A 25,945-nucleotide genomic window follows, 5' to 3' on the forward strand; every position below is an offset into this window, starting at 1 on the left:
CCCGGGGAACCGGAGGACTTTTCTTTAACACAACTAAAAAACAATCAAACGTCCGAATAGATCAATCGGGTTTTTTCCCATCTAAAAAGGTATTAATCGTATTGATTTCTGCCTGGTTATTCTGACCGTCGGAAATAGTATAGTTAGAATAGAAGTTCTCTGCAGAACCTGCGCCGTTATCAAGGTTGATATTACGACGGATGTAAGCAGGAACGTTTTCTATTTCTGTGTTGTTGTCTATGCCTTTCACATTGAAGCTGATGCTGCGCAGTTTTGCCACGCGTTCCGCCTGTTTGCGTTTCTGTTCTTCCAATTGTTCTTCGAAAGCCTGCAGCTGAATATCTGAAGGCGTTTCCGGTGCCTGGTCTTCTTCTCTGAATACGATCTTCATTTCCGGAACATCAGGGGAAGCAGGAGCATTCGTTCCCGGTTCTATGTAGATGTATGCAGGTCCTGCAGGGTAGCCACCGGCTGAAGGATTAGGCTGTATTACATTTACACTTGTTCCGTAACCTGCCATTGGCTGGGTAGCGGCAGCTGTCGGCTCAACATTGAGCGTAAAGCTTTGCCTTTCCGGCTGCTGAGGGGCAGGAGGAGTGAAGGTTGTTGCAGGCTGAGTTACCACAGGTTCTACCAGGCGGGGCGCCATCAGGTCCGCCGGTTCAACGAATAATGTCTGTTGCTGATTATTCATTTTCTTTTCATCACCATCTTGGCCCAGCTGCATTACAATCTTAGGCTGTTCCTGGGAAGGATCCTGTGGGGTCGTTTTTACCTGCTGGATCGGTTTCTGTTCAAAACCGGTAGCAATGATCGTCACGCCCAACTTGCGGTCGAGGGTGGAATCATAACCAACACCGAGGATCACGTCGCAATCCTCACCAGCCTGGCTTTGTACGTATGCCTGGATCGTATCCATTTCATCGAGGGTGTGTTCAAACTCACCTTCTGAAGAGGAAATGTTGATCAGAATCCATTTAGCACCACGGATATCGTTATCATTCAGCAATGGAGAAGTGAGTGCTTCTTCGATCGCTTTCTGTGCACGGTTTTCGCCTTCTGAAGTAGCTGCACCAAGAATGGCCACGCCACCATTGCGCATAACGGTACAAACGTCGGCAAAGTCCACGTTGATCTGACCAGTTGAGTTGATCACATCGGTGATACATTTTGCTGCGGTTGCGAGCACGTTATCTGCTTTTTCAAAAGCAGCCTTGAATTTCAGGTCGCCGAATTTCTGGCGTAGCTTGTCATTGGAGATGATGAGCAGCGTATCAACATAATCTTTCAATCTGCTGACACCTTCATCTGCCTGCGCCATCCTTTTTTTCCCTTCATAAGAGAAGGGCGTTGTAACAATACCCACCGTAAGAATACCCAGCTCCTTACATATACGTGCAATGATAGGAGCGCCACCGGTACCGGTACCACCACCCATGCCTGCAGTAATGAAGGCCATCTTGGTATTCACCTCTAAGATCTTTTTGATTTCTTCAAAGGACTCTTCCGTCGCCTGTTCACCGATGCGTGGATTGGCGCCAGCACCCAGCCCCTGTGTTAAATGTGGTCCCAACTGTATTTTGTTGGGCACGGGACTGTTTGCAATAGCCTGTGCATCGGTATTGCAGATGATAAAATTCACACCCTCAATGCGCTGGTTGAACATGTGGTTCACCGCATTGCTCCCACCACCACCAATGCCTATCACCTTGATGATGGAAGATTTTTCTTTGGGAAGATCAAAATGTATCATGACTCTATCTCTTTTATGGGTTAGTTAGTATAATTAATAATGCCCACAATCTTTCTTACTTTATTAATTATCCCGTTATTAATTACTTGATTTTTAAATCGTTTATGGCTGCAACAATTGCGCCATATACCGACAATACCCTGTTAAAGTTTCGCATCTTCTTCTTCCGTGAACATGTCTATGATCTTTGTCTTCATCCTGTCCAGGAATGTTTTCAGCGAAGCATTCCGTTCTTTTACTTTCCTTTCCTGTATCTGCTCAACAGTGGGCTCGTCGTCTTCCCAGGAATCTTCTTCAAGCGCAGCTGCGTTTGCCGCCTGCTCTTTAGCCAGGTAACTGGTATTGATCTTTACATAATTATCTTCCAGTGCTCTGCGATCGTTCTCATAATCATTGTAACCTTTGAGGATGAGACCTACGCAGGTAGCATACATTGGCTTGGTCAGTTCGTCGATATGACCGCTCGCCAGATGTTCGTTCGGATAACCGATACGTGCGCTAACACCGGTAGTATATTCAGTTAACTGTATCAGATGTTTCAGCTGAGAACCTCCACCGGTCAGGATAATACCGCCATTCAGCATTTTATTGTCCATACCGATCTGTTTCAGATGATACACCACGAAGTCCATGATCTCACTCATACGTGCCTGTATGATGTGTGCCAGGTTCTTTACAGATATTTCTTTCGGGCTTTGACCACGCAGACCAGGAATAGTGATGTAAGCGTTATTCTTAGCCTCATCAGCCAATGCATAACCAAACTGCACTTTCATCTGTTCTGCCTGTGTTTTCAATACACCCAGACCGTTCTTGATATCGTTGGTGATGTTCTCACCACCGTAAGGGATTACGGCTGTGTGTTTCAGGATACCTTCATAGAACACGGCGAGGTCTGTCGTACCACCTCCGATGTCTACGATAGCAACACCTGCTTCGAAGTCCATATCACACATCACTGCTGCTGCAGACGCCAGTGGCTGCAGTACCAGGTCATGTATTTTCAGACCGGATTTTTCCACGCTACGGTTGATGTTACGGATAGCGTTCTTATCGCCGGTGATGATGTGGAAGTTAGCGCCGACCTTAACACCTGACATACCGATAGGGTAGGTGATGTTCTGGAGGCTGTCCACGATATACTGTTGTGGTATCACGTCAATGATCTGATCACTGGCGGGAATCACAGTTTTATATTGGTCATTGATCAGCTGATCAATGTCTTTCTGCGAAATTTCAGCGTCGGTATCACTTCTTACAATATCACCGCGTGTTTGCAGACTCTTAATGTGGTGTCCTGCAATACCAACATATACTTCATTGATCTCGAGATTCGGATTAGAAGCGTAGCAGTTTTCCAGGGCCTGGCGAATAGCTTTGATCGTCTGATCAATATTCAGCACCATTCCGTGCTGAACACCGAAAGACGGGGCCTTACCAAATCCCAGGATTTCCAGTTTCCCGTATTCATTCTTTCTTCCTGCGATGGCAGCAATCTTTGTAGTTCCAATGTCGAGACCTACAATGATGGGAGCTTCCTGATTCATGGCGTTCTATTATTTTTTGTTGTGTTGACAGATTTTTTAACCGGCTTATACACTGCTTTCGGTCCCGGTTTAGCGGGCGCCGCACTCTTTTGTGCCTTGGCCTTTGAAGCTACCTGTTTAGGTGTTGTTACTTTAGCCTTTGCGGGCTTCGGTGTTACCACTTTTGCAGGTGTCTTCATCATCGATGTTGTTTCTGCTTGCGTTACTTCATCGTGGTGTATCAGGAATTTCGCAGAGGAATCATTTCCGGCAATGCGTGCACTATCTGCAGATGCCAGTTTTCTTGATAACTCCTCACCATTCCTTCTCGTACATACTACCTCATTTTCATAAGCAACATTAATCCTTGCGTAATTGTTCCAGCCCACCTTATTCAGTCCCTCTTTATAAAACGCCAGCAGCTTGCTGAACTTCTTGTCTACGTCGGTCCCATCTCCGAAAGCGATGACATGGTCGCCTAATTTCGGGATGATCTCAAACTCGCGCCCCGGAGTGATCACTACCTGTTCTATCTGTGCAGACCAGAAAGGCTCTTCCATGATGTAATTGCCCAGTGTCATGATACCTGCTGCCAGTGTGCTGTCTGCCGTTTTCAGCTTTACAGCGTCTGTCGGAAAATCTGTGAACACTGGTACCCGGGCGGCATAACGGGCAGATACCGGTATGCGGTCTCCATCCCTGTCAAAGTAAAAGCTGTTGCCGGTTGTCGTGAATACACGCGCTACTGGTTCCCGCTGTGTTACTTTTATGTTCAGCTTACGCTGGTTGTCAATGAATATCTCTGCATTTTTTACCCAGGGATCACGTGATACGATCCTTTCCAGGTTAGCTGTATTGATATTCTTGATAGGCTTGCCGACAGGGTTTAAATCCTTGTCTTTTGCTATCAGTGCTTTAATGTCTCTTTCCTCGATGAAGAAGTTAGCGTCATCGCCTTGCAATTTCACAACGATCCCTGTGCACTTACCATCGTTCTTGTCATTGACTGCTGCTACCAGGATGACAACAAAGCCCGCCAGTACGCCCAGCCACATCAGCGTGGTGCCGATTCGATTTAATACTTTACGGGTTTTGGTTTGCATTGGGTGTTATACTTTTTTTATGCGTCCTTCTTTACTTCTTCATTGTCTATGATGCCTTTTCCATTCAATATTTCCTGTACCGCTTCCCTGAACTGGTCAATGTCTCCCGCTCCTGCTGTGATGAATAACGGAGCGCTGTTCGCTTTTATCCAGGGTAAGACGTCCTCTTTTTGTATCACTTGAACGGGCTTACTGATCTTCTTTGCTATCATTTCGCTGTGTACTCCCTCTATCGGTAATTCTCTGGCCGGATAGATCGGGAGTAACAACACTTCATCCGCCAGCGACAGGCTTTCTGCAAAACCATCCGCAAAGTCGCGTGTACGTGTGTACAAATGCGGCTGGAACAGTACGATACTTTTTCTGTCGGGGAACAAGGCACGTGCGCTGGTGATCAGTGCGCGTAACTCTTCCGGATGATGTGCATAGTCATCGATATACACCTGGTAGTCGTTCTTCACGAGGTATTCAAACCTGCGTTTGATGCCTTTAAAGTCAGCGATAGCTGCTTTGATCTTATCTTCTTCAATGCCCAGCAGGTGTGCTACCGCAATAGCTGCTACTGTATTTTCGATGTTGTGGGTACCGCCGACAGGAAGGTAGATGTTAGTCAGTTTCCAGTCTTTCTGTATCACATCAAAGAAGTAACCGCCGTCTGTTGGTTGTATGTTGGCAGCATATATATCCGCTTTGCTGTCATCCAGGTGATACCACAGCTGGTTATCGCCCTTCAGTTCATCAGCGCGTTCTAAACCCAGTTTAGCCACCAATGTGCCTTTCGCCTTGATGTTCCGGGTATATTGTATAAATGCTTCCTGTACTTCTTTCTCTGTTCCGTAAATGTCCAGGTGATCTGCATCGATAGCGGTCAGTACTGCCACATCAGGATGCAGTTTCAGGAATGAACGGTCATATTCATCTGCTTCTATCACTGCAACCTGTTTGTTGCTGCTCCAGAAGTTACGGTCATAGTTGGCGCTGATACCTCCGAGGAAAGCGTTACAGCCATAACCGGTATGCCTGAGTATATGTGCGATCAGGGTGGAGGTAGTGGTTTTACCATGTGTACCGCCTACTGTGATGGCGTACAGGTTCTTTGTTATCTCCTGTAATACGTCACTGCGTTTCACTACTTCATATCCCTGCTGAACGAACCAGATCAGTTCTGAATGGGTGCCTGGAATAGCAGGAGTGTACACTACTAACTCAGCCTGTTTATCTGCCAGCTTCACATCGTCAGTATAATGGATCTGCATGCCTTCTTCGGCCAACTGGCGGGTAAGCGCAGTCTCGGTACGGTCATAACCGCTTACATGTACACCCTTCTCGTTAAAGAAGCGTGCAATGGCGCTCATGCCGATGCCACCGATTCCGATGAAGTATACGCGTTGTATTTTGTTCAGATCCATTTTTTCAATTACGTGTTACTGATTACCCTATTAATCCCATTACTTCTTTTGCGATAACCATATCAGCATTGGTATTACCCAGTTTGCCGATATTTTCCTGCAGTTGCTCCAGCAGTGCTTTGTTCTGCAGGAGACTGAATAACGTTGTACCCAATTGTGCGGCCGCATCATCATTTTTGATCATGAGGGCTGCTTTTTTATTCACGAGACTTTGCGCGTTGAAGGTCTGATGATCTTCTGCTGCAAAGGGATATGGTACGAATATTACCGGTTTCTTCACCACACACAACTCAGCAATGGCCAGTGCGCCTGCACGTGATATCACCACGTCTGCAGCTTTATAGGCAAAGTCCATCAGGTTGATGAATTCAAACACTTTCACGTGAGATGCATATGCTGCCGCTGCGCTCTTTGCTGTTTCAAAGTATGGCTTACCTGTTTGCCAGATCAGCTGGATATCTTTTTCTACAAAGCTGGACAGCAGCGGATGCAACGCCTCGTTGATAGCTTTGGCCCCGAGGCTGCCACCTACTGCGAATACGGTCTGTTTGCCGCTCTTCAGTCCGAAGTGTTGCAATGCGTCTTCTTTTGTTACGGACGACTGCGTGATATTATTTCTCACCGGATTGCCGGTGTATATGATCTTATCGGCAGGGAAGAACTTCTCCATGCTTTCGTATCCGGTACAGATCTTCTTTGCCTTTCTACCTAATATCATATTGGCTTTACCGGCGAAGGAGTTCTGTTCCTGTATCAGCGTCGGAATGCCTTTGCTCTGCGCTTTCCGCAGAATAGGGAAGCTGGCATAACCGCCAACGCCCACCACAGCCTGCGGCTGGAAGCGTTCGATAATGCGGCGCGCCTGTCCCAGGCTCTTAATTACTTTGAATGGCAGCAACAGGTTTTTCAACATGTTACTACGGTTAAATCCGGCTATTTCAAGTCCTTCTATTTTGTAGCCTGCCTGCGGCACTTTCTCCATCTCCATCTTTCCTTTGGCGCCTACAAAAAGGATCTCCGTTTCCGGATCTATCTTTTTCAACGCATTGGCAATAGCAATAGCCGGGAAGATATGTCCTCCTGTTCCGCCACCTGCTATGATTATTCTGCGTTGCATCATTTATTGTTTTTGCGTTAAGTCTTTTAAGCTGCTGGTTGCATACCGTTTTCTTCCATCACCTTTGCGATCCGTTCCTGTTCAATTCTCTTACCTTCCAACTCTTCTACATTGCGTGATACGCTAAGTATGATTCCGATGGCGAGGCTGGTAAAGATCACGGAAGAACCTCCCATACTTACCAGCGGTAATGTGACCCCTGTTACAGGGAATAATCCCACATTCACCGCCATGTTCGTAAGCGCTTGTATTACAAGTGTGATACTGAGACCTACTGCGAGAAATGCACCAAATGCGTAAGGACATTTTCTGTATATGCGGATGCTTCTTAACAGTAGCAACATATAGGCCATCAATATCAAAAAGGCGCCAAAGATACCATACTCCTCGATAATAGTTGCATATATATAGTCACTATATGCGTGAGGAAGAAAATTTCTTTGTGTGCTGTTGCCAGGACCCTTTCCCAGTACGCCTCCACCTGCAATCGCAATATTGGCCTGTTGCACCTGGTAAGGTTGTTCTGCATTGTCTTCATGAAAGAAATGTTCGAACCTGTTAACCCATGTTTGCGTACGCATCTCCATATTTGTCAGCTTCGCAATGGCAAACATCATCAGTACTAACACCACTCCAGCTAAGACCATTGAAGCCAGGAACCTGATAGGTACCCGGCCTATAAAGCACAGTATCATGCAACTGGCGCCCAGCAGCAATGCTGTGGACATATTCGCAGGCATGATCAGCACACAGATAATACTCACCGGAATAATGATAGGCAAAAAGCCTTTCCTGAAATCGGTGATAACATGCTGACGTTTAGACAGCTGTCTGCTTACATACATGAATATAGCCAGCTTGGCCACGTCCGATGTCTGGAATGTCAGGTTGATAACTGGTAGCCGTATCCAACGGCTGGCATCGTTGATGTTGTGTCCGAATGCCAGTGTGTAGATCAGTAATGGTATAGAGATTATAAACCCTATCTGTGCCGCACGTGAGTAAATCGTATAATTCACCATGTGTGCAAAATAGATGATCAGCAGCCCCATTGCCAGTACACTCAGCTGTTTGAAAAGATAGTACTCCGTATGACCTCCCTGTTCCCGATACGCCAGCGATCCCGTGGCGCTGTAAACAGCGAGCAGGCTTACCAGTGACAGGAAGATCACGATCGTCCATATCACTCTGTCTCCTTTTGTCCTATGAAGTACGTCCATTTCCCTCTTTTTTGGCGCTTGTAGTCTGAGTGTATTATTTTCAGACTATAAGCCGGTTACAGTTCTTTGACTGCCTCCTTGAACTGCTTGCCCCTGTCTTCGTAGTTCTTAAACAGATCGAAGCTGGCGCAGGCAGGGGAGAGCAATACTACATCTCCTTTCGCTGCATGGTGGAATGCTGCCTGAACAGCGTCCTTCATATTGCGTGTATCTATCATCACCGGTGTATCATTGGATAATGCTTCCTGGATAGGAGCATTGTCAACACCGAGACAGATGATTGCTTTTACTTTTTCTTTTACCAGATCACGAATAGCGCTGTAGTCGTTGCCTTTGTCCACACCTCCCATGATCAGGACTACAGGGTTCTCCATGCTTTCCAATGCAAACCACAGTGAGTTTACGTTGGTTGCTTTACTATCATTAATGAAATCCACTCCGCGCACAGTAGCTACATACTCCATGCGGTGCTCCAGGCTCTTGAAAGAGGTAAGACTCTCGCGGATCTTCTCTTTCCTGATGTCCATGGTGCGTCCTGCAATACCCGCTGCCATTGAATTATACAAGTTATGTTTGCCTTTCAGCGCAAGATCATACATTGATACGATCATTGGCTCATCATTCACCTGGATGTTCACCTGTTCGTTTGCCATAAATCCTCCTTGCTTTAATGGTTCCATGATAGTAAAGGGTATTGTTGTTGAATAAATAGTTTGCTTCCTTAAATAATCCATGATCTCGGGATCATCCATGCAATACACGAAATAATCCTCCGGTCCCTGGTTCATCGCTATGCGGAATTTTGACGCCACATAGTTCTCCATTTTGTAGTCATAACGGTCCAGGTGATCCGGCGTTATGTTTAGCAGAATGGCGACATTCGGTTTGAATTCCCTGATATCGTCCAGCTGAAAACTGCTCACTTCCACGATATAGTAATCCGCCGGTGCAGTGGCTACCTGCCTTGCATAACTAAGGCCGATATTTCCCACCATTGCTGCTTTCAGTCCTGCTTTTTCGAAGATGTCGAACGTCAGCGCAGTAGTGGTGCTTTTGCCGTTACTACCAGTGATGGCAATGACCTTGCTGTCCTTGCTGAACCGGTAAGCGAATTCTATTTCGGAGATCACAGGCACCTGTCTTTCACGCACTTTCTTCATTAACTCGCTCTTCTCAGGTATGCCCGGACTTTTTATGATCTCATCGGCGTTCAGGATCAGGTCCCATGAGTGCCTTCCTTCTTCAAACGGAACATGGTTGACCGCCAGTTCCTGTTTGTAGATGTCTTTTATAGCACCGCCATCAGACACGAATACATCATACCCCTGCTGCTTGCCCAGAAGGGCTGCACCGATACCGCTTTCGCCGGCTCCGAGTATGATGAGTTTCTTTTGCATGTTTATCTCATTTTCAGCGTTGCTATAGATACTGCTGCACAGATAATGGTAATGATCCAGAACCTTGTTGCAATTTTACTTTCGTGATATCCCAGCTTCTGGTAGTGGTGGTGAAGGGGAGACATCCTGAAGATGCGCCTGCCTTCTCCGTATTTCTTTTTGGTGTATTTGAAGTAAGACACCTGCAGCACTACGCTGAGATTCTCTACCAGGAACACACCACAGAAGATAGGTATCAGTAATTCTTTCCTTACGATAATGGCGATGGAAGCAATGATGCCACCCAGCGCAAGACTGCCGGTATCACCCATGAATACCTGGGCCGGATAAGCATTGTACCAGAGGAAGCCCACACACGCACCTACAAAGGCGGCAATGAAGATGGACAACTCACCCAGGTTAGGGATGTACATGATGTTCAGATACTCCGCAAACTGGATGTTACCCGATACATAAGCAAAGATGCCAAGACACACACCTATCACTGCCGAAACGCCCGTTGCCAGTCCATCCAGTCCGTCCGTCAGGTTGGCCCCGTTCGATACGGCGGTGATGATCACTATTACTACCAGGATGTACAGGATGAATGTATATTTTTCTGCACCTTCACCCATCCAGGATATCAGTTTGGCGTAGTTGAACTCATGATTCTTTACAAAAGGAATAGTGGTGATCGGTGTTTTTACATCCACGAATCGGTGACCATCTTTTGTAACCCTTTCTTTGTGGTGCACATCTCTTTCATAAGAAGCGAGTTTATTACCGCTGATGATTTCGCGGGAGATCACTACGTTCTCGTTGAAATACAGAGTGCTGCCTATAATGATACCCAGACCGATCTGTCCGAGTACTTTAAACTTACCAGCCAGACCTTCTTTATTTTTCTTGAAGACTTTAATATAGTCGTCCAGGAACCCGATCAGTCCTAACCATACAGTACACAACAGCATCAGCCATACGTACACGGTTTTGATCTGGGCGAAAAGGAGCGTAGGAACAAGAATGGAAGACAGGATGATGAGACCACCCATCGTAGGGGTACCCTTCTTGGAGTTCTCTCCTGCAAGTCCGAGGTCACGGATGGTTTCCCCGATCTGCTTGCGTTGGAGGTAACGAACGATGCTCTTACCTAACAGCAAAGAAATCGCTAACGACAGCAGCAATGCCATTGTAACACGGAAGGTGATGAATTGGAACATCCCGCTGCCGCTGAAGTTTAATGATTTGAGATAGTTAAATAAATAATATAGCATATAGTTAGTTAGTCTCAGTCTTGCCTGTAGTCGTTACTTACAGGTCCGGTTTCGTTAGTTGTCTTAGCATTGTTGTTATTTCCCCATTAATTCCAGCATTTCACGTAACACCTGTTTATCGTCGAAAGGATGTTTCACTCCCTGGATATCCTGGTATTTTTCGTGGCCTTTACCGGCTACCAGGATGATATCTTCCGGGTTTGCCAGGCTGACGGCCGTTTTAATGGCTTCTTTTCTGTCGGTGATAGACAGTGATTTCTTCTTCTGATGTACTGGTATACCGGCTTCCATCTGATGAATGATAGCTACCGGATCTTCCGAGCGTGGATTGTCAGAAGTGAGGATCACTTTATCGCTGTGTTCTGTCGCAACTGCTGCCATAACGGGGCGTTTAGCCGTATCGCGGTCGCCGCCGCAGCCTACTACTGTAATAACCTGCTCGTTGCCTTTGCGCAGGTTCTTGATAGTGGCCAGTACATTCAGCAGTGCATCAGGTGTATGTGCATAATCAATAATACCGATGATCTTTTCCTGTGCGGACATGATATAGTCGAATCTGCCTTCAGCGCCTGACAGGTCACTGAGTGCCTGCAGTACTTCGTCTTTATCCTGTCCCAGTAATATAGCGGCGCCATATACTGCCAGCAGGTTGTATGCATTAAATTCACCTATCAGGCGGAAATGCACTTCTTTTTCATTGACGGTCATGATCAGTCCTGTCAGGTTGTTCTCAAGGATCTTACCCTTAAAATCAGCTACTGTGCGCAGGCTGTATGACTGTTTCTTTGCGCGTGTGTTCTGCAACATTACATTACCCCGCTTGTCATCCAGGTTTGTGAGTGCGAAGGCAGTAGCCGGCAGTCCGTCAAAGAAGGCTTTTTTCACCCTGATGTATTCATCAAAGGTCTTGTGGTAATCCAGGTGATCGTGCGTGATGTTGCTGAATATGCCACCGGTGAATTTCAGTCCGGCGATACGTTGCTGATGTACCGCATGGGAGCTGACTTCCATAAACACATATTCGCAACCTTCATCCACCATCTCGGCCAGTAAGGCATTGAGATGAATAGCATCGGGTGTTGTATGTGTGGCCGGAACGACCTTATCGCCGATCTGGTTCTGGACGGTAGACAGCAGTCCGCAATGGAAACGCAGTTTACTGAACAGGCGGAACAGGAGGGTAGCGATGGTAGTTTTACCATTGGTACCTGTTACGCCAACCAGTTTCAGTTTGTGAGACGGATTATCGTAAAAGTTACCTGCAATGACACCGGCAGCAGTAGCGCTGCTGTTGACCAGCACATAGGTAACACCTTCTGCCAGGTTTTGCGGCAGTTCTTCACAGATGATCGTTGCGGCGCCCTGTGCAAGGGCTTTATCTATAAACAGGTGACCATCCGCATGTACGCCTTTAATTGCAATAAAGGCGTCTCCCTGACCAATGGCCCGGGAGTCTATGCTCAGCGAGTTAACAGCAGTATCAGTACTGCCGTGTACCTCACGGATGCTCACATTGTATAGTATGTCACGCAGCGTCTTCATTCTCTTAGCTCAGTTCTATTACGATTGTCTGATTTCTTTCTAATTGGGAGCCCCCTGGTATTGACTGGTTTGTCACTTTACCTGCTCCTTTGATGATCACACGCAATCCCGCATTTTCCAACAGGTACAGTGCATCTTTTAATCCCATCCCTGTTACATTGGGCACTCCGCCTTTCACTTGCTGTACTGCTGCAAAAGTGATCTTCTTATCATCCACTTTTGCGCTTACCCAGCTGCTGTTGTTCACATTCCCCTGCATTGGCAGGTTCAGTTTGTTCAATATTGTTTTCCATTCGCGTCCCTGTCCGTTTTTAAAGGCCAGCAATGTGTCTATTGCCAGGGTAGCGCGCATTGGCTTTTGTTTTTCGAGCGCGATCGCGTACAGCTTGTCTGCCACTTCGCGGAACACTGGTCCTGCTACTGCACCTCCGTAGAACTTTGCCGCCTCCGGTTTGTTCTTGATCACCACTACGCAGGTGAACTGCGGGTCGTTGGCCGGGAAGTACCCTGCAAATGAAGACTGGTAGATCTTCTTTGCATAACCCTCTTTACCATTTGCTACCAGGGCGGTACCGGTCTTACCGGCAAACTTGTAATATGGCGACCAGAGCGATCTGGCGGTACCGTTAGTTACTACACCTTCCAGCATGAGCTTCACCTGCCTTAAGGTGTTTTGTGAACAGATACTGTCCAGTACTACTTCCGGGTCAAAGTATTTCACCGGCTGACCATATTCCATGATGGAGTTTACCAGGTAAGGCTTCATCATGGTGCCGTTGTTAGCCACTGCGTTATACAACATGGCGGTTTGCAACGGACTTATTAACACTTCATATCCAAAGGCCATCCAGGGTAGGGTGGTGGAACTCCATGTCCTTGATTTGGTATTCTTGATCACGGGTTTGCCTTCACCTACGAGGTCGATGCCGGTGGCTTTGTCCAGTTTAAGCTTACGCAGATGCGCCACAAAGTCATTGGGCCTTTTTGCGTAACACTGCATGGCCAGCTTTGCCATTCCCACGTTGGAGCTCAGTTCGAAAGCATGTTTGATGCTTACGTTCGTTTGTCCGGGGTGAGGTTCGGAATCAAACACTGTTCTCCTTCCAATTTGCCAGCGGCCTTCGTTCAGGTTCACCTGGTTGTTCATGGAAACGTACTGGTCATCCAGTGCAGCGATCACGGTAGCCAGTTTGAAGGTGGAACCTGGTTCGCCCACCTGTAAGGCATAGTTCATGTCCTCCCAGTAGCTGCCATCGGGCTGGCGGCCTAAGTTGGCAATAGCTTTTATCTTACCGGTCTTCACTTCCATCAGTATGCAGGTGCCGTGTTGCGCTTCATTGCTCACCATCATGTTCATGAGCGCTGTTTCTACGATGTCCTGCATGTTGACGTCGATGGTGGTGACGATATCACGTCCGTTTTCAGGTTCGATATCGTATCCTTCCACGGGAACAAATGTTCCACCGGCGATACGGCGCATCAGTCTTTTACCGGTAACGCCTCTTAAATAGTTATCGTAGGTCCTTTCTAGACCTACGTTCTGAGCATTTTCCCTTGACAATCCTATTGTACGGTTAGCCAATAGTTTGAAGGGGTTGATGCGTTTGTTCTTTGTTTCTGCGATCAGGCCGCCTTTGTTCTTTCCGAGTCTGAACATGGGAAAGTCGCGGACTGCCTGATACTGGACAAACTGTACATCTTTTTTCAGGAGGAAGTACCTGTCCTTGTTCTTGTATGCGTCCTGCAGGATACGTTTGTATTCAGCAGGCGTATGATCGCCGAACAGGCCGGAAAGACGGATAGACAATGAGTCAACATTGTCTTTGAAGATCTTTCCTTTATTTTCCTTCAGGCCATCAGCAGCAAAATCCACCCTCAGGTTGAAGTAAGGAATGGAAGTGGAAAGCATTCTGCCTTCTTCCGAGTAAATAGTGCCGCGGTCAGCGTCCAGGGAAACGTAGCGGGTGTGCAGGCTGTCGGCCATGCTGCGCCAGTAGTTGCCCTCAATGTTCTGTACCATGAACACTTTTACGAGGATTGCCACACCAAACAGTCCCATGCCGATAAAGCACAGATACACACGCCACAATATGTCTTTCTTTACTTCCACTGTTTGTTATGTATAAAAGGTTATTCCTTTTTCTCCAGTTCAATTTTCTGTGGCGGAGAGCTAAGCGGTTTTAGTCCCAGGGGATCTACTGCTTTGCCTACTTCGCTCATTTTACTACGGAACATCAATTCGCTTTTTACGTTGAGGTACTCCCATTTGAGTTCCTTGATCTCCCTGCCAAGTTTGTTGATGCGCCGGATCTTTTTTTCTGCCAGGTGACTGTTGGCGATATATATCAGCGCGAGTACAGACAGGAACAGTATGAAGGGCATGTTCTGCGTAATGGCCCTGTAGTTGATACGGAGTCGCCATTCCTTCTTGTGTTCGTGCTGTTCCGGTTGTTGTTCTTCCGGGGTTTCGTCAAGCTCTGATATGTATGCTTCTTCTTCCTGCAACACTTTTGTTATTTATGCTACTAAGCCAATGTTACCTGTTGTCAAACAAGCACATTGGCATAGCGGATTCATAATCAGTCTTATAATTTTTCGGCTACCCGGAGTTTTGCACTTCGGGACCTTGTATTGCGCTTCAGCTCTTCGGGGCTGGCAGTAACCGGCTTTTTCGTCACTAACTTGAAGAGTTTCGGGGGTGTTTCGAAGGAGAAAGTATCTTCCTGTGCTTCAAATTGTCCCATCTTCATAAAGTTTTTCACCAGTCTGTCTTCCAGTGAGTGGAAAGTGATGATGGCGAGTTTACCGCCTGGTTTCAGCACTTCCGCTGACTGTGTCAGAATGTCTTTCAGGGCGCCAAGTTCATCGTTCACAGCAATTCGCAGTGCCTGGAAAACCTGTGCCAGGTATTTCTGTGGATTGCCTTTTACTATCGGCTGAATTACAGATTTGAATTCACTAATGGTACGCATTGGTCTTGCCTTGCGTTCCGTTACAATGATCTTTGCAAGGGTCCTGGCGTTCGTTACTTCGCCATATTCCTGGAAGATCAGTTGCAGTTGTTTTTCGGTAGATGATTGTAAGAGTGCGGCGGCTGTTTGCGTGGTACGCTTATCCATCCGCATGTCCAGATCACCATCAAAGCGGGTGCTGAATCCTCTTTCTGCTGTATCAAACTGCCAGGAAGAAACTCCCAGGTCAGCCAGAATTCCATCTACCGGGACAGATTTGTATAATTTCAAGAACCGTTGCATGTGCCGGAAGTTCTGTTGAACGAAGGTGACCCTGGGGTCATCTATCCGGTTGTTGTATGCATCTTCGTCCTGATCAAATACGACCAGTCTGCCGTTTTCATTTAGCTGTTCCAGGATAGCCCTGGAATGACCCCCTCCACCAAAAGTGGCATCTACATATACACCGTCGGGGCGTATCTGCAGGTTTGTGATCACTTCCTGCAGTAACACGGGCAGATGATATGCTGAACCTTCTTCCATACTCGGTTAAATCGAAATATTATTATCTCCGCCTCCCATTACTTGTTGGGCCAGGTCACTAAATGATCCTGGTGAGAAATTTTCAAAGAACTCCTGGTATTTACCTTTATCCCAGATCTCTATTTTGTTGGTTGCCGCCGCCAGTACAATGTCTTTTTCAAGCGAGGCATATGACATCAGGTTCTTCGGTACCAATAACCTTCCTGCACTATCCAGTTCACATATTGTAGCTCCATTCAGAAAATAGCGCCGGAATTCCCTAACTTTCGGATCGAAGTCATTCAACTTACTGATACGCTCGAAAATTGGCTGCCATTCATTCATGGGATACAAAGACAAACATTTTTCAAACCCCCGGTTCAGTACAAACTGCTCCCCTGCGCTCTCTGCCAGCTGCTTTTTAAAGCCAGCGGGTAGTAGAAAGCGCCCTTTTGCATCCAGCGTAGCCTCATATTCACCGAGAAAGCCTGTCATACTTGGGGGCGAAAGTCCTTGAAAAACATTTTCTAACACAAAATAACACTTTTTCCCACTCTCTAACGAAAAAATGAAATATAAATTTTTTCCACAGTGGATTTTTGCCTATAATATTGGATTGTGTGAGTTTTATTGTGCAATCAGTGTGAATTGATGTGGATATTGTGTTAATAATGTGTTTATAAGTGTGGGTTTTGTGTTTGTAACCTAGTAGCCATTCTGTAGAGGGGGCTTTTATACCATCTGGCGACGACGAAATAATATCTATGTATGCTTTATATAATATTTTATCAATATATGTTTTATTTCTCGTAAAATGTTGATTAATAACTATTTTAGTATGATTTCTACTCTAGAGGTTGGAATCCGTTCAGGACGCGAAAGCCTGATAATCTTTTTAATCCCGGTATAGTCCGGGCTTAATCCCGTTCCAATTGTTTCCTCATTTTACCAGGATTATATAAGGGTCATACAAGGCTTAACTTACGTTCATCTTACGTTCAAAGACGTAGGATGAACGTAAGATAAAGCTTGTATAAAGCTTGTTGTATAGTCCTGAAATGGGTTTACACCTTAAAACAGTGTAAACCTATTCCGGTATCAGAAATATGCCTTTGCCATACCTTATATATGCTTTATCCATGCCTTTAAGGTGGACTTCAAGAGGTAAAACACAATATAAAGTGGTGATCCGGCCCATTTTCCTTTTTCCGTGATAAAAAGTGGGGGGAAAGGTTTTCGTGGTAAAAAGTGGAGGATTTTGATCCCGGTGGTAAAAAGTGGAGGTCTTAGAACAGAAAATGCCTTTCTGCCGGCCCCGGCTTTTACAAAATTTTAACAGTTTCGATTCCTGCCCAATCTTACATTTACATTTAATTCTTAACTTTGCCCTCTTTATGCGGAAATTAGTTTTATACATCAGTCTCTTTGTGGCAGCAACAGCTATGGTATCTTGTAATGCCGAGCTACGCAGAATTGAAAAAAGCAAAGACTACGAAGCCAAGCTGGCATATGCTGACAAGTTATATGCTAAAAAGAAGTATACCGCAGCCCAGGGGTTGTACGAGTCTCTGTTCCAGGTATATAAAGGAACTGACAAGTATGAGCCTATCTATTATAACTACTGCTACTGCTCCTATAAGCTGAAAGACTATGTACAGGCAGGATTCTACTTCAAGAACTACCTGGACAACTTCCCGAACAGCCCGAGAGCGACTGAAATGGACTACATGCAGGCTTACTGCTATTATAAACAGTCCCCGAAGGTACAGCTGGACCAGACCAATACCCAGAAAGCGATCGCTGCCCTGCAGACCTTCATCAACAACTATCCGACTTCCGATAAAGTGCCAGAGGCTAACCTCGTGATCGAACTGTGCCGCAGGAAGCTGGAAAAGAAAGAATACAACAACTCAGAGTTATATTATAACTTAGGATATTACAAAGCAGCAGCCATCTCCTTTAAGAGCCTGCAGCGTAACTACCCTGATTCGGATAAGAGCGATGAGTATAAGTATATGGCTATCAAGGCTTATTACCAATACGCCAAGAACAGCATCTGGGAAAAGCAGAAGGAACGTTACGATGATGTGCTGTCAGAATACCTGGATTTTGCCGACCATTACCCGTCCAGTAAGTTAAAGGGGGATGCCGAAAAATATTATACCTTAGCACAAGGCAATATCAAAACGCTTGAAAGTTATACAACTACAAAACCGGAGCGTTTGAAAAAAGAAGCTAAGAAAGCTGAAAAAGCGGCTGACAAGGCAGAAAAATCGGACAGATCAGAGAAGAAATCAAAGAAATCTGAAAAAGCCGAAACAGAAACTAAAAACAATTAATAAACACAATAATTCCCTGGAGAATGAGCAAAATAAAAAGAGGTCTCACCAGTAGCATCAATCCGATGGTAGAAACCAAAAGTACTACCGAGATCAAGAGCAAAACTGGTAACCTGTATGAATCTATTGCAGTGATCGCGAAACGCGCCAACCAGATCAACATATCTGTGAAGGAAGAACTGCACTCCAAGCTGGAAGAATTTGCCAGCCACACAGATAACCTGGAGGAAGTGCATGAGAATAAAGAGCAGATCGAGATCTCCCGTTTCTATGAGAGGATGGCTAATCCGGCTATCCAGGCTACACAGGAATTCCTGGAAGATAAGATCTACTTCCGCAGGAACGACGACGACTTGTATAGTTAAGTAGTTTGACTGAAAAATATCTAACTTCATGGCGGCAGGAACATATTTCTGCCGCCTTTTTTGCTTAATAGCCATCGGTTATGCTTCAAGGAAAGAAAATATTATTGGGTGTATCCGGCAGTATTGCTGCCTATAAAGCAGCTACACTTGTACGCCTGCTGGTAAAAGAAGGTGCAGACGTGAAAGTTGTGATGACCCCGTCCGCCTGCGACTTTATCACGCCGCTTACCCTGGCTACATTGTCCAAACATGAAGTGCCCGTAACCATCAGTGATAACCAGAGCTGGAACAATCATGTGATGCTGGGGCGCTGGGCGGATGTGATGCTGATAGCACCAGCTTCAGCCAACACCCTGTCCAAAATGGCCAATGGTGCATGCGATAACCTGTTGATGGCCACCTATCTTTCCGCTACCTGTCCGGTGCTTTTTGCCCCGGCGATGGACGAAGATATGTGGCATCATCCCGCTACGCGGAACAATATAAGTAAACTGTTGTCATACGGGCATCGGCAGCTGCCGGTTGAAAAAGGGGAACTGGCCAGTGGCTTGTTCGGTGAAGGCCGTATGGCGGAGCCGGAAAATATTGTGAAGTATCTGCAGGAACATTTTAGCGGCCTCACTACACAGCATATTGATCAACAACAGGTTGGTAAAACCGATCTTCCGCTCAAAGGAAAAAAAGCGCTGGTAACTGCCGGTCCTACGCAAGAACCGTTGGACCCTGTACGTTATATCAGTAACCATTCCAGCGGGAAAATGGGGATCGCTATTGCTGATGAACTGGCAGCTGCCGGAGCTGATGTGACCCTGGTACTTGGTCCTACGGGACTGTCGGCGGGTAACCCTGCTGTAAATACCATCCGGGTAGTTACTGCTGAAGATATGTTCAATGGCGCCGCCGCCCATTTTACCCAGGCCGACGTTATTGTAATGGCAGCAGCAGTAGCAGACTATCGTCCGAAACATGTGGCCGATATAAAGATGAAGAAAGGAGAGGGAGATGCACTGACGCTGGAGCTGGAAAAAACGAAAGATATACTGCGTACGCTGGGTGCTACCCGTACCGATAAACAGGTGCTGGTCGGATTCTCGCTCGAAACGAATAACGAAAAGGAATATGCATTAAAGAAGCTCCGTGAGAAAAACCTGGACCTCGTGGTAATGAATTCCCTGAATGATAAAGGTGCAGGCTTTAATCATGACACCAACAAGGTGACCTTGTTCGACAAGAAAGGAGATGCAAGGGACCTGCCGCTGAAATCAAAATTGGAGGTGGCGCAGGATATTGTGACTGCTATTGTGGATATCCTTCACCATAACAGTGTTCCCCTGGTAGTTTAAACACGTGCTCTATATAATAGAATGATCACAATGGTAAATAACGCCCACTTATGGTTTGCAAAACACAGGACCTGGTGTTTTGCGCTCATCATGTTAATAGCAGGAACCTTATTGGCCCTGATGCCTGCACAGGCACAGGAGCTTCGTGCAAATGTCACTGTCACCACCGGCAGGCTGGTAAATAATAATACCAGCAGGAAGGTATTTACTACCCTTCAGAATTCTATCAGGGAATTCCTGAACGGCCGCAGGTGGACCGATGAGTCATATACGCCGGCTGAACGCATTGAATGTAACTTCCTGCTCAATATTACTGAAGATCTTGGCAACAATACTTTTAAGGCGACCCTGACAATACAGGCTACCAGGCCGGTATACAACGCCGGATACTTAAGCAGTATCCTGAATACGCAGGACCCGAACGTGGTATTCCGTTATGTAGAATTTCAACCGCTGGAATTCAGTGATAACCGCGTAGTGGGAAATGATCCGCTGGCGTCTAACCTGACTGCGATCCTGGCTTATTATACTTACATCATCCTGGGACTGGATGCAGATTCTTTTGCCGCGAGGGGAGGCGATGATTTCTTCAAGAAAGCGCTGAATATAGTGACCAGTGCACCCGACGGGAAGGAAATCTCAGGATGGAAGCCTTTCGAGGGCAACAGGAACCGCTACTGGTTGCAGGACAATCTGCTAAATGTGAAATTCGCCCGCTTTCATGATGTGATGTATCAATATCACCGGCAGGGACTGGACATGATGTATGAGGATATGAATAAGGGGCGCAATACGTTGATGAACTGCCTGAACATGTTGTATGCCATATACCAGGATATACCCAATTCTATGCTGATGGCAACGTTCTTTACTGCCAAAGCGGATGAACTGCAGAAGATCTTTGCCAAATCGCCTCCGCAGGAAAGATCCCGCGCCGCACAATTGCTAGCCCAGATGGACGTCACTAATGCGGCGAAATACCAGAATATGAAATAGCTTTGCTTTTTGAAGAAGGACTTAATTATGTATAGAATTATTGCAGTTTGCCTGCTGTTGCTGATAACGGCATGCGGGGAAGCGGACAGAGTGCCAAAGGACGTAATATCCAAAGAACAAATGCGTGATGTGCTGCTGGATTTAAATCTGGCGGACGCATATAGTGGTATTACAGATGATCAGGCGAACCTGCTTGTCCATGATTCAATACGTCAGAAACGTGTGAAAGTATATTTTCGTCAGGTGCTTGATATGCATAAACTGACCCCCGAACAGTTCAATCACAGCTACCAGTATTACGAGGCGCATCCTAATGCATTCAAGGTGATATACGATATGATGTTTGCAATTGTGTCAAATGATAAGAACATGCTTGACATCAACGAGCGGCGGAAAGAGTATGTGACAAACCGGCGTAACCTTTTGCCGGTTAATAATAATAGCCTAATTTCAATTGAACAGGATACATTAATTCCATTTGTTAAGAAAAATAAGAGAGGCATCAATTTCGATAATCTGCCAAAGAAGCTTGAGTCCATGCCTAAAGACAATTCGCCAAAGAAGCATGTACCCTTGAACAGATTGGCCAAACCGAAGCGCTGAAGCCGCCCTTTTTAAAACATCACCAAAACATGAACAAAGTTGTAGCTAATGCTGACGAAGCATTGCATGACATCCGCGATGGCGCTACCCTGATGCTGGGCGGATTTGGTTTATGCGGCATCCCCGAGAACAGTATTGCCGCTTTAGTACGCAAGGGTATTAAACAATTAACCTGTATTTCCAATAATGCCGGCGTGGACGATTTTGGCCTCGGACTGCTGCTGAAAACAAGGCAGATCAAAAAGATGCTTTCGTCTTATGTAGGAGAGAACGCTGAATTCGAACGTCAGCTGCTCTCCGGTGAACTGGAGGTGGACCTGATACCCCAGGGAACGTTGGCTACCCGTATACAGATGGCAGGCATGGGCATTCCTGCCTTTTTTACGCCCGCAGGTTACGGTACGGAAATAGCTGCCGGAAAAGAATCGCGCGAATTCAACGGCAAGCAGTATTTGATGGAGCTGGCATTACATGCAGATTTCTCCATCGTTAAAGCCTGGAAAGGCGATACAATGGGTAACTTGGTATTCCGCAAGACCACCCGTAATTTCAGCAGTTCTATGGCAAAGGCAGGCAACATCACTATTGCCGAAGTAGAGCACCTGGTGCAACCGGGAGAGCTGGACCCTGACCATATCCATGTACCGGGTATCTATGTACACCGTGTCTTCCAGGGAAGTAATTATGAAAAACGTATAGAGCGGAAAACCGTAAAAATGGGTTGATCCCTCACTGCTACTGCAACCTCAAATCTGAAAATCATTATGTCTTTAGATAAATATGGCATTGCCAAAAGAATAGCACAGGAGCTGCGCGATGGTATGTATGTGAATCTCGGTATCGGTATCCCGACGCTGGTAGCCAATTTCATCCCGTCAGGCATTTCTATCATGTTACAATCTGAAAACGGGTTGTTAGGTATGGGCCCTTATCCGGAGGAACAGGAGATAGATGCAGACCTGATCAATGCGGGAAAGGAAACGGTAACAGTGCTGCCAGGCGGTGTGTTTTTTGATTCTGCTGAAAGCTTCGGCATGATCAGGGCAGGAAAGGTCGACCTTACTGTATTGGGCGCTATGGAAGTATCTGATGCAGGCGATATTGCCAACTGGAAAATACCAGGTAAGATGGTAAAAGGAATGGGAGGGGCAATGGACCTGGTAGCATCAGCAAAAAATATAATCGTTGCAATGATGCATACAAATCCGAAGGGAGAAAGCAAATTACTACCAACGTGTACGTTACCTCTTACGGGCGTTTCCTGTGTAAAGAAAGTGGTAACCGAGCTGGCTGTATTGGATATTACTCCGCAAGGCTTCCGTTTACTTGAAAGAGCTCCGGGGGTAAGCGTAGAGGAGATCGTTGCCAAGACAGCGGGAAGGCTGGTTGTTGAAGGAGAGATACCGGAGATGAAACTCAGTTAATACATCAGGAATTAAGTATTGAAAAGCTGTAACAGATCTCAGCATTCAATTCTTAATTCCTAGCTTTTTATTTTTTCATAAGTATTATCCCTCATATTTACAATACCCTTAACTTGCTATTGTAGAATAAAACAAAATCAGCATCTTTGCGATGTCATTACTGTTAGCATTTTATATAACAGAAAAGATCGTAAACAGCATTCGAAAGCAGAGATACCGATATCAGAATATTAAATTCCTGTGAGGAAAATCCAACATCTAAGTCGACATATTAAAATAGCATTGTGAAAATTGTCGCTGACGTTTAGAGAATCAAGCAACCTGATGAAACTATGACCACGTACGTATCTATCCCGAAGGGAAAAGAATACTGAATGATTACAGGCGCCGTATAGTGCCGGTTGGAACGTATAGTTCCTGTCATGTGATTGTTCGAAGTGTCCTATTTATCCTATACCATTTTAATTATGAAAGAATACGGTGCCACATGTCGTGGCGTCCAGGCTATCATCAGGCTTTGTGCGTAAACCGGAAAGGTCTCTGTAATCAGCAATATCCAAATATTGGGTTGTCAGTATTAACAGGTGTTCATCCCTGCCGAGCGGGGAAGACCCCCTGTCCTATGTGAAAAAAGACGGTTATCCGGCGTAAGGCCGGGTAACCGCTACCCATTTTTACCCCATTAATTTTCCGTACCTTAACAGTCCAATCAAAAGCTAAAGAGTTCGAAGTGCAATCAGGGTTTCTATGTTATAATGGTAAATTTATTGCGGCGTCCGAACCTATCTTAACGGCCGATAACCGTTCCTTCCGTTATGGAGATGGTTGTTTCGAAACTATGCGGGTTTACCAGGGACGTGTCTTATTGTCCGACCTACACTTTGAACGGCTGATGTCCAGTCTGAACCTGCTTCATTTTGATGTTCCCCAGCAGTTCACCAAAGCATATTTTACAAGGCTCATTACAGAGCTTTGCAGCAGGAATGGTCATGAGCGGCTGGCCAGGGTAAGGCTGACAGTTTTCAGGTCAGACGGAGGGCTATATGACCCTGTTAATAACCTTCCGAATTTCATTATCCAGAGTTGGGAACTGGACCGGCAAATATTGGAGTTAAATGAAAAGGGACTGAAGTTGGATATTTTCCCTGATGTGAGAAAGGCTAGCGATAAATACTCTTATATAAAATCGAATAATTGCCTGCCATATGTAATGGCTGCCATGTATGCAAAACAACACCGCGTTAATGAAGCAGTGCTGTTGAACCCATGTGGAAGGGTAGCTGATACTACAATTGCTAATCTTTTTATTGTGCATGGAAAGGAGATCATCACGCCGCCATTATCTGAAGGAGGTGTATGTGGTGTAATGCGCAGAAACTTACTGCGGATGGACCTTCCTTTTTCAGTTACTGAAAAGCCCGTTACGGTAGCAGATCTTGAGACTGCGGATGAAATATTTCTTACCAATGCTGTAACCGGTATCCGCTGGGTCGGTTCATTCCGTGAAAGTAGTTATGGGAACGCTACTGCGGTAATATTACACGAACTGATCCATGAAGGATTATAGATAAAAATATACGATTACTTATTTACTACACTTTACTGAACCTGCATGGCAGTGGCACATTTTTAGCAGCACTTTTTTTGTTCCATCCGATTTATCTTGTACTGCGATTGTTTATTTGAGAATGCAAAACTAACCACTCTTATGCCTCCAACTATAAACTTATGCTGGTTGCGACGTGACTTACGTCTGCTTGACCATGCAGCGTTGTACCACGCTTTGAAATCTGCGGCTCCTGTTGTACCTGTCTTTGTGTTTGATACAAACATCCTGAATGACCTTGAAGATAAACATGACAGACGTGTCACTTTTATTCATGACACGCTCGAAGATCTGCAAGTGAAACTCAGTAAACTTGGTAGCACATTAGATATTTATTACGGTACACCGCAACAGGCGTTTGAGCACTGGACTACACAGTATGATGTGCAGGAAGTGTTCACCAATATTGACTATGAGCCGTATGCTGTTAAACGTGACGCAGATATTGCGAAGCAATTGAAGGAAAAGAATATCGGCTTCCATCAGTACAAAGACCAGGTCATCTTTGACCGGAATGAAATTTTGAAAGATAACGGACAGCCATATACGGTATTTACACCGTATAGTAAAAAATGGAAAACATTGCTGAATGATTATTCTTTACAAGCTTATCCCACAGAAAACTATTTCAGAAATTTCTTCAAACAGAAAATTAAGAAGGTGCCCAGTTTGCGTGCTATCGGATTCATGGCAGGAGATAGAGGATTCCCATCCGTCAGAATAAAGGACAGCGTGATAAAGAACTACGATAAGACCCGCGACCTGCCTGGTATTGAAGGGACGACACATATCGGACTGCATCTGCGTTTTGGTACTATTAGCATACGCGAACTGGCTGGCCGCGCCAATGAGTTGAATGAAACATTTCTTGGTGAATTGATCTGGCGTGATTTCTTTCAGATGATCATATGGCATTTCCCGCATGTTGTACAACATTCTTTCCGCCGTGAATATGATAATATACAATGGCGGAATAATGAACATGAATTTCAGCAGTGGTGTGACGGACAAACAGGTTATCCTATTGTAGATGCAGGTATGCGTGAATTGAATACAACGGGATTTATGCACAACCGCGTGCGTATGATCACAGCTAGTTTTCTTACAAAACATTTGTTGATTGACTGGCGTTGGGGAGAAGCTTATTTTGCAAAGAAACTGCTTGACTACGATCTTGCTGCAAACAATGGAAACTGGCAGTGGGCCGCAGGTTCGGGGTGTGATGCTGCACCTTATTTCCGCGTGTTCAATCCAACATTACAAACACAACGTTTTGATCCTTCTTTTGAATATATAAAAAAATGGGTGCCTGAGTTTCAGGAGTTGACTTATGTGAAGCCAATGGTTGTACATGAACAGGCCCGCAAAAGAGTGCTCGAAGTTTATAAGGCCGCATTAGCTTCTTAGGTCATCGTAATAAGAGAAGCGCGGAAGAAGTATAACCATTGAGATATGAATAGTCCACAGACAATTGCC

Annotated in this window: 22 protein-coding genes; 9 read left to right on the top strand and 13 right to left on the bottom strand. The window is 45.7% G+C overall.

Annotated features, from left to right (window positions below):
* Nucleotides 1-61 precede the first annotated feature (61 nt).
* The 13 genes from ftsZ to mraZ form a co-directional block, all read right to left on the bottom strand.
* Nucleotides 62-1,753 carry a cell division protein FtsZ gene (gene ftsZ, locus C7475_RS25020; protein WP_110056157.1) on the bottom strand — a complete coding sequence of 564 codons (1,692 nt, stop codon included), beginning with the start codon at nt 1,751-1,753 and terminating at the stop codon, nt 62-64.
* 143 nt (nt 1,754-1,896) lie between these two features.
* Complete coding sequence (gene ftsA / locus C7475_RS25025) at nt 1,897-3,300, bottom strand: cell division protein FtsA (RefSeq protein WP_110056158.1); 1,404 nt, start codon at nt 3,298-3,300, stop codon at nt 1,897-1,899.
* Nucleotides 3,297-4,382 (bottom strand): cell division protein FtsQ/DivIB, encoded by a 1,086-nt coding sequence (locus C7475_RS25030; RefSeq protein WP_110056159.1) that lies wholly within the window; start codon nt 4,380-4,382, stop codon nt 3,297-3,299. The genes ftsA and C7475_RS25030 overlap by 4 nt, the downstream gene beginning before the upstream one ends.
* A 17-nt stretch (nt 4,383-4,399) precedes the next feature.
* A complete protein-coding gene (gene murC, locus C7475_RS25035; protein ID WP_110056160.1) occupies nt 4,400-5,791 on the bottom strand; it encodes a UDP-N-acetylmuramate--L-alanine ligase in 1,392 nt (463 codons plus the stop codon).
* Nucleotides 5,792-5,813: 22 nt separating this feature from the next.
* A complete protein-coding gene (gene murG / locus C7475_RS25040) occupies nt 5,814-6,908 on the bottom strand; it encodes an undecaprenyldiphospho-muramoylpentapeptide beta-N-acetylglucosaminyltransferase (protein WP_110056442.1) in 1,095 nt (364 codons plus the stop codon).
* A 26-nt stretch (nt 6,909-6,934) separates the two neighbouring features.
* Nucleotides 6,935-8,128 carry an FtsW/RodA/SpoVE family cell cycle protein gene (locus C7475_RS25045; protein ID WP_110056161.1) on the bottom strand — a complete coding sequence of 398 codons (1,194 nt, stop codon included), beginning with the start codon at nt 8,126-8,128 and terminating at the stop codon, nt 6,935-6,937.
* Nucleotides 8,129-8,184: 56 nt separating this feature from the next.
* Entirely contained in the window at nt 8,185-9,525 is a 1,341-nt protein-coding gene (murD, locus tag C7475_RS25050) for a UDP-N-acetylmuramoyl-L-alanine--D-glutamate ligase (protein ID WP_110056162.1), read from the bottom strand.
* Between the two features lie 2 nt (nt 9,526-9,527).
* Nucleotides 9,528-10,778, bottom strand: coding sequence for a phospho-N-acetylmuramoyl-pentapeptide-transferase (mraY, locus tag C7475_RS25055; RefSeq protein WP_110056163.1), 1,251 nt, complete (start codon nt 10,776-10,778; stop codon nt 9,528-9,530).
* Between the two features lie 75 nt (nt 10,779-10,853).
* Nucleotides 10,854-12,320 (bottom strand): UDP-N-acetylmuramoyl-L-alanyl-D-glutamate--2,6-diaminopimelate ligase, encoded by a 1,467-nt coding sequence (locus C7475_RS25060; RefSeq protein WP_110056164.1) that lies wholly within the window; start codon nt 12,318-12,320, stop codon nt 10,854-10,856.
* 4 nt (nt 12,321-12,324) lie between these two features.
* Nucleotides 12,325-14,430: a penicillin-binding protein gene (locus C7475_RS25065; RefSeq protein ID WP_110056165.1), complete on the bottom strand. Its 2,106-nt coding sequence runs from the start codon at nt 14,428-14,430 to the stop codon at nt 12,325-12,327.
* A 20-nt stretch (nt 14,431-14,450) separates the two neighbouring features.
* Nucleotides 14,451-14,828 carry an FtsL-like putative cell division protein gene (locus C7475_RS25070; protein ID WP_233259956.1) on the bottom strand — a complete coding sequence of 126 codons (378 nt, stop codon included), beginning with the start codon at nt 14,826-14,828 and terminating at the stop codon, nt 14,451-14,453.
* Between the two features lie 77 nt (nt 14,829-14,905).
* Nucleotides 14,906-15,814 carry a 16S rRNA (cytosine(1402)-N(4))-methyltransferase RsmH gene (gene rsmH, locus C7475_RS25075; protein ID WP_110056166.1) on the bottom strand — a complete coding sequence of 303 codons (909 nt, stop codon included), beginning with the start codon at nt 15,812-15,814 and terminating at the stop codon, nt 14,906-14,908.
* Between the two features lie 6 nt (nt 15,815-15,820).
* On the bottom strand, nt 15,821-16,288 hold the full coding sequence (mraZ, locus tag C7475_RS25080) for a division/cell wall cluster transcriptional repressor MraZ (protein WP_089828277.1): 468 nt from the start codon (nt 16,286-16,288) through the stop codon (nt 15,821-15,823).
* An 899-nt stretch (nt 16,289-17,187) separates the two neighbouring features.
* Here mraZ and C7475_RS25090 point away from each other — a divergent pair.
* The 9 genes from C7475_RS25090 to C7475_RS25130 all read left to right on the top strand — a co-directional run bounded on the left by C7475_RS25090 (nt 17,188) and on the right by C7475_RS25130 (nt 25,876).
* A complete protein-coding gene (locus tag C7475_RS25090; RefSeq protein WP_110056168.1) occupies nt 17,188-18,132 on the top strand; it encodes an outer membrane protein assembly factor BamD in 945 nt (314 codons plus the stop codon).
* Between the two features lie 23 nt (nt 18,133-18,155).
* Nucleotides 18,156-18,497, top strand: coding sequence for a DNA-directed RNA polymerase subunit omega (locus C7475_RS25095; protein ID WP_089779550.1), 342 nt, complete (start codon nt 18,156-18,158; stop codon nt 18,495-18,497).
* A gap of 80 nt (nt 18,498-18,577) precedes the next feature.
* On the top strand, nt 18,578-19,840 hold the full coding sequence (coaBC, locus tag C7475_RS25100; RefSeq protein WP_110056169.1) for a bifunctional phosphopantothenoylcysteine decarboxylase/phosphopantothenate--cysteine ligase CoaBC: 1,263 nt from the start codon (nt 18,578-18,580) through the stop codon (nt 19,838-19,840).
* Nucleotides 19,841-19,861: 21 nt separating this feature from the next.
* Nucleotides 19,862-20,836 (top strand): DUF4835 family protein, encoded by a 975-nt coding sequence (locus C7475_RS25105; RefSeq protein WP_110056170.1) that lies wholly within the window; start codon nt 19,862-19,864, stop codon nt 20,834-20,836.
* Between the two features lie 27 nt (nt 20,837-20,863).
* Nucleotides 20,864-21,439 carry a DUF4296 domain-containing protein gene (locus C7475_RS25110; protein WP_110056171.1) on the top strand — a complete coding sequence of 192 codons (576 nt, stop codon included), beginning with the start codon at nt 20,864-20,866 and terminating at the stop codon, nt 21,437-21,439.
* Between the two features lie 29 nt (nt 21,440-21,468).
* Nucleotides 21,469-22,164 carry a CoA transferase subunit A gene (locus C7475_RS25115; RefSeq protein WP_110056172.1) on the top strand — a complete coding sequence of 232 codons (696 nt, stop codon included), beginning with the start codon at nt 21,469-21,471 and terminating at the stop codon, nt 22,162-22,164.
* A 39-nt stretch (nt 22,165-22,203) separates the two neighbouring features.
* Entirely contained in the window at nt 22,204-22,863 is a 660-nt protein-coding gene (locus tag C7475_RS25120; protein WP_110056173.1) for a 3-oxoacid CoA-transferase subunit B, read from the top strand.
* A 730-nt stretch (nt 22,864-23,593) separates the two neighbouring features.
* Nucleotides 23,594-24,430, top strand: a complete 837-nt coding sequence (locus tag C7475_RS25125; protein WP_110056174.1) for an aminotransferase class IV — start codon at nt 23,594-23,596, stop codon at nt 24,428-24,430.
* 168 nt (nt 24,431-24,598) lie between these two features.
* Nucleotides 24,599-25,876 carry a deoxyribodipyrimidine photo-lyase gene (locus C7475_RS25130; RefSeq protein ID WP_233259957.1) on the top strand — a complete coding sequence of 426 codons (1,278 nt, stop codon included), beginning with the start codon at nt 24,599-24,601 and terminating at the stop codon, nt 25,874-25,876.
* Nucleotides 25,877-25,945: the final 69 nt, after the last annotated feature.

Source organism: Chitinophaga sp. S165, assembly GCF_003182155.1.
Lineage (GTDB): Bacteria > Bacteroidota > Bacteroidia > Chitinophagales > Chitinophagaceae > Chitinophaga.

Coding starts and splice junctions, on each gene's coding strand:
- C7475_RS25105 (WP_110056170.1), top strand. CDS start 19,862: ATGATCACAATGGTAAATAACGCCCACTTATGGTTTGCAAAACACAGG.
- C7475_RS25095 (WP_089779550.1), top strand. CDS start 18,156: ATGAGCAAAATAAAAAGAGGTCTCACCAGTAGCATCAATCCGATGGTA.
- C7475_RS25115 (WP_110056172.1), top strand. CDS start 21,469: ATGAACAAAGTTGTAGCTAATGCTGACGAAGCATTGCATGACATCCGC.
- C7475_RS25045 (WP_110056161.1), bottom strand. CDS start 8,128: ATGGACGTACTTCATAGGACAAAAGGAGACAGAGTGATATGGACGATC.
- murG (WP_110056442.1), bottom strand. CDS start 6,908: ATGCAACGCAGAATAATCATAGCAGGTGGCGGAACAGGAGGACATATC.
- coaBC (WP_110056169.1), top strand. CDS start 18,578: ATGCTTCAAGGAAAGAAAATATTATTGGGTGTATCCGGCAGTATTGCT.
- murC (WP_110056160.1), bottom strand. CDS start 5,791: ATGGATCTGAACAAAATACAACGCGTATACTTCATCGGAATCGGTGGC.
- C7475_RS25090 (WP_110056168.1), top strand. CDS start 17,188: ATGCGGAAATTAGTTTTATACATCAGTCTCTTTGTGGCAGCAACAGCT.
- C7475_RS25030 (WP_110056159.1), bottom strand. CDS start 4,382: ATGCAAACCAAAACCCGTAAAGTATTAAATCGAATCGGCACCACGCTG.
- C7475_RS25110 (WP_110056171.1), top strand. CDS start 20,864: ATGTATAGAATTATTGCAGTTTGCCTGCTGTTGCTGATAACGGCATGC.
- mraY (WP_110056163.1), bottom strand. CDS start 10,778: ATGCTATATTATTTATTTAACTATCTCAAATCATTAAACTTCAGCGGC.
- C7475_RS25060 (WP_110056164.1), bottom strand. CDS start 12,320: ATGAAGACGCTGCGTGACATACTATACAATGTGAGCATCCGTGAGGTA.
- C7475_RS25120 (WP_110056173.1), top strand. CDS start 22,204: ATGTCTTTAGATAAATATGGCATTGCCAAAAGAATAGCACAGGAGCTG.
- ftsA (WP_110056158.1), bottom strand. CDS start 3,300: ATGAATCAGGAAGCTCCCATCATTGTAGGTCTCGACATTGGAACTACA.
- rsmH (WP_110056166.1), bottom strand. CDS start 15,814: ATGGAAGAAGGTTCAGCATATCATCTGCCCGTGTTACTGCAGGAAGTG.
- ftsZ (WP_110056157.1), bottom strand. CDS start 1,753: ATGATACATTTTGATCTTCCCAAAGAAAAATCTTCCATCATCAAGGTG.
- mraZ (WP_089828277.1), bottom strand. CDS start 16,288: ATGACAGGCTTTCTCGGTGAATATGAGGCTACGCTGGATGCAAAAGGG.
- murD (WP_110056162.1), bottom strand. CDS start 9,525: ATGCAAAAGAAACTCATCATACTCGGAGCCGGCGAAAGCGGTATCGGT.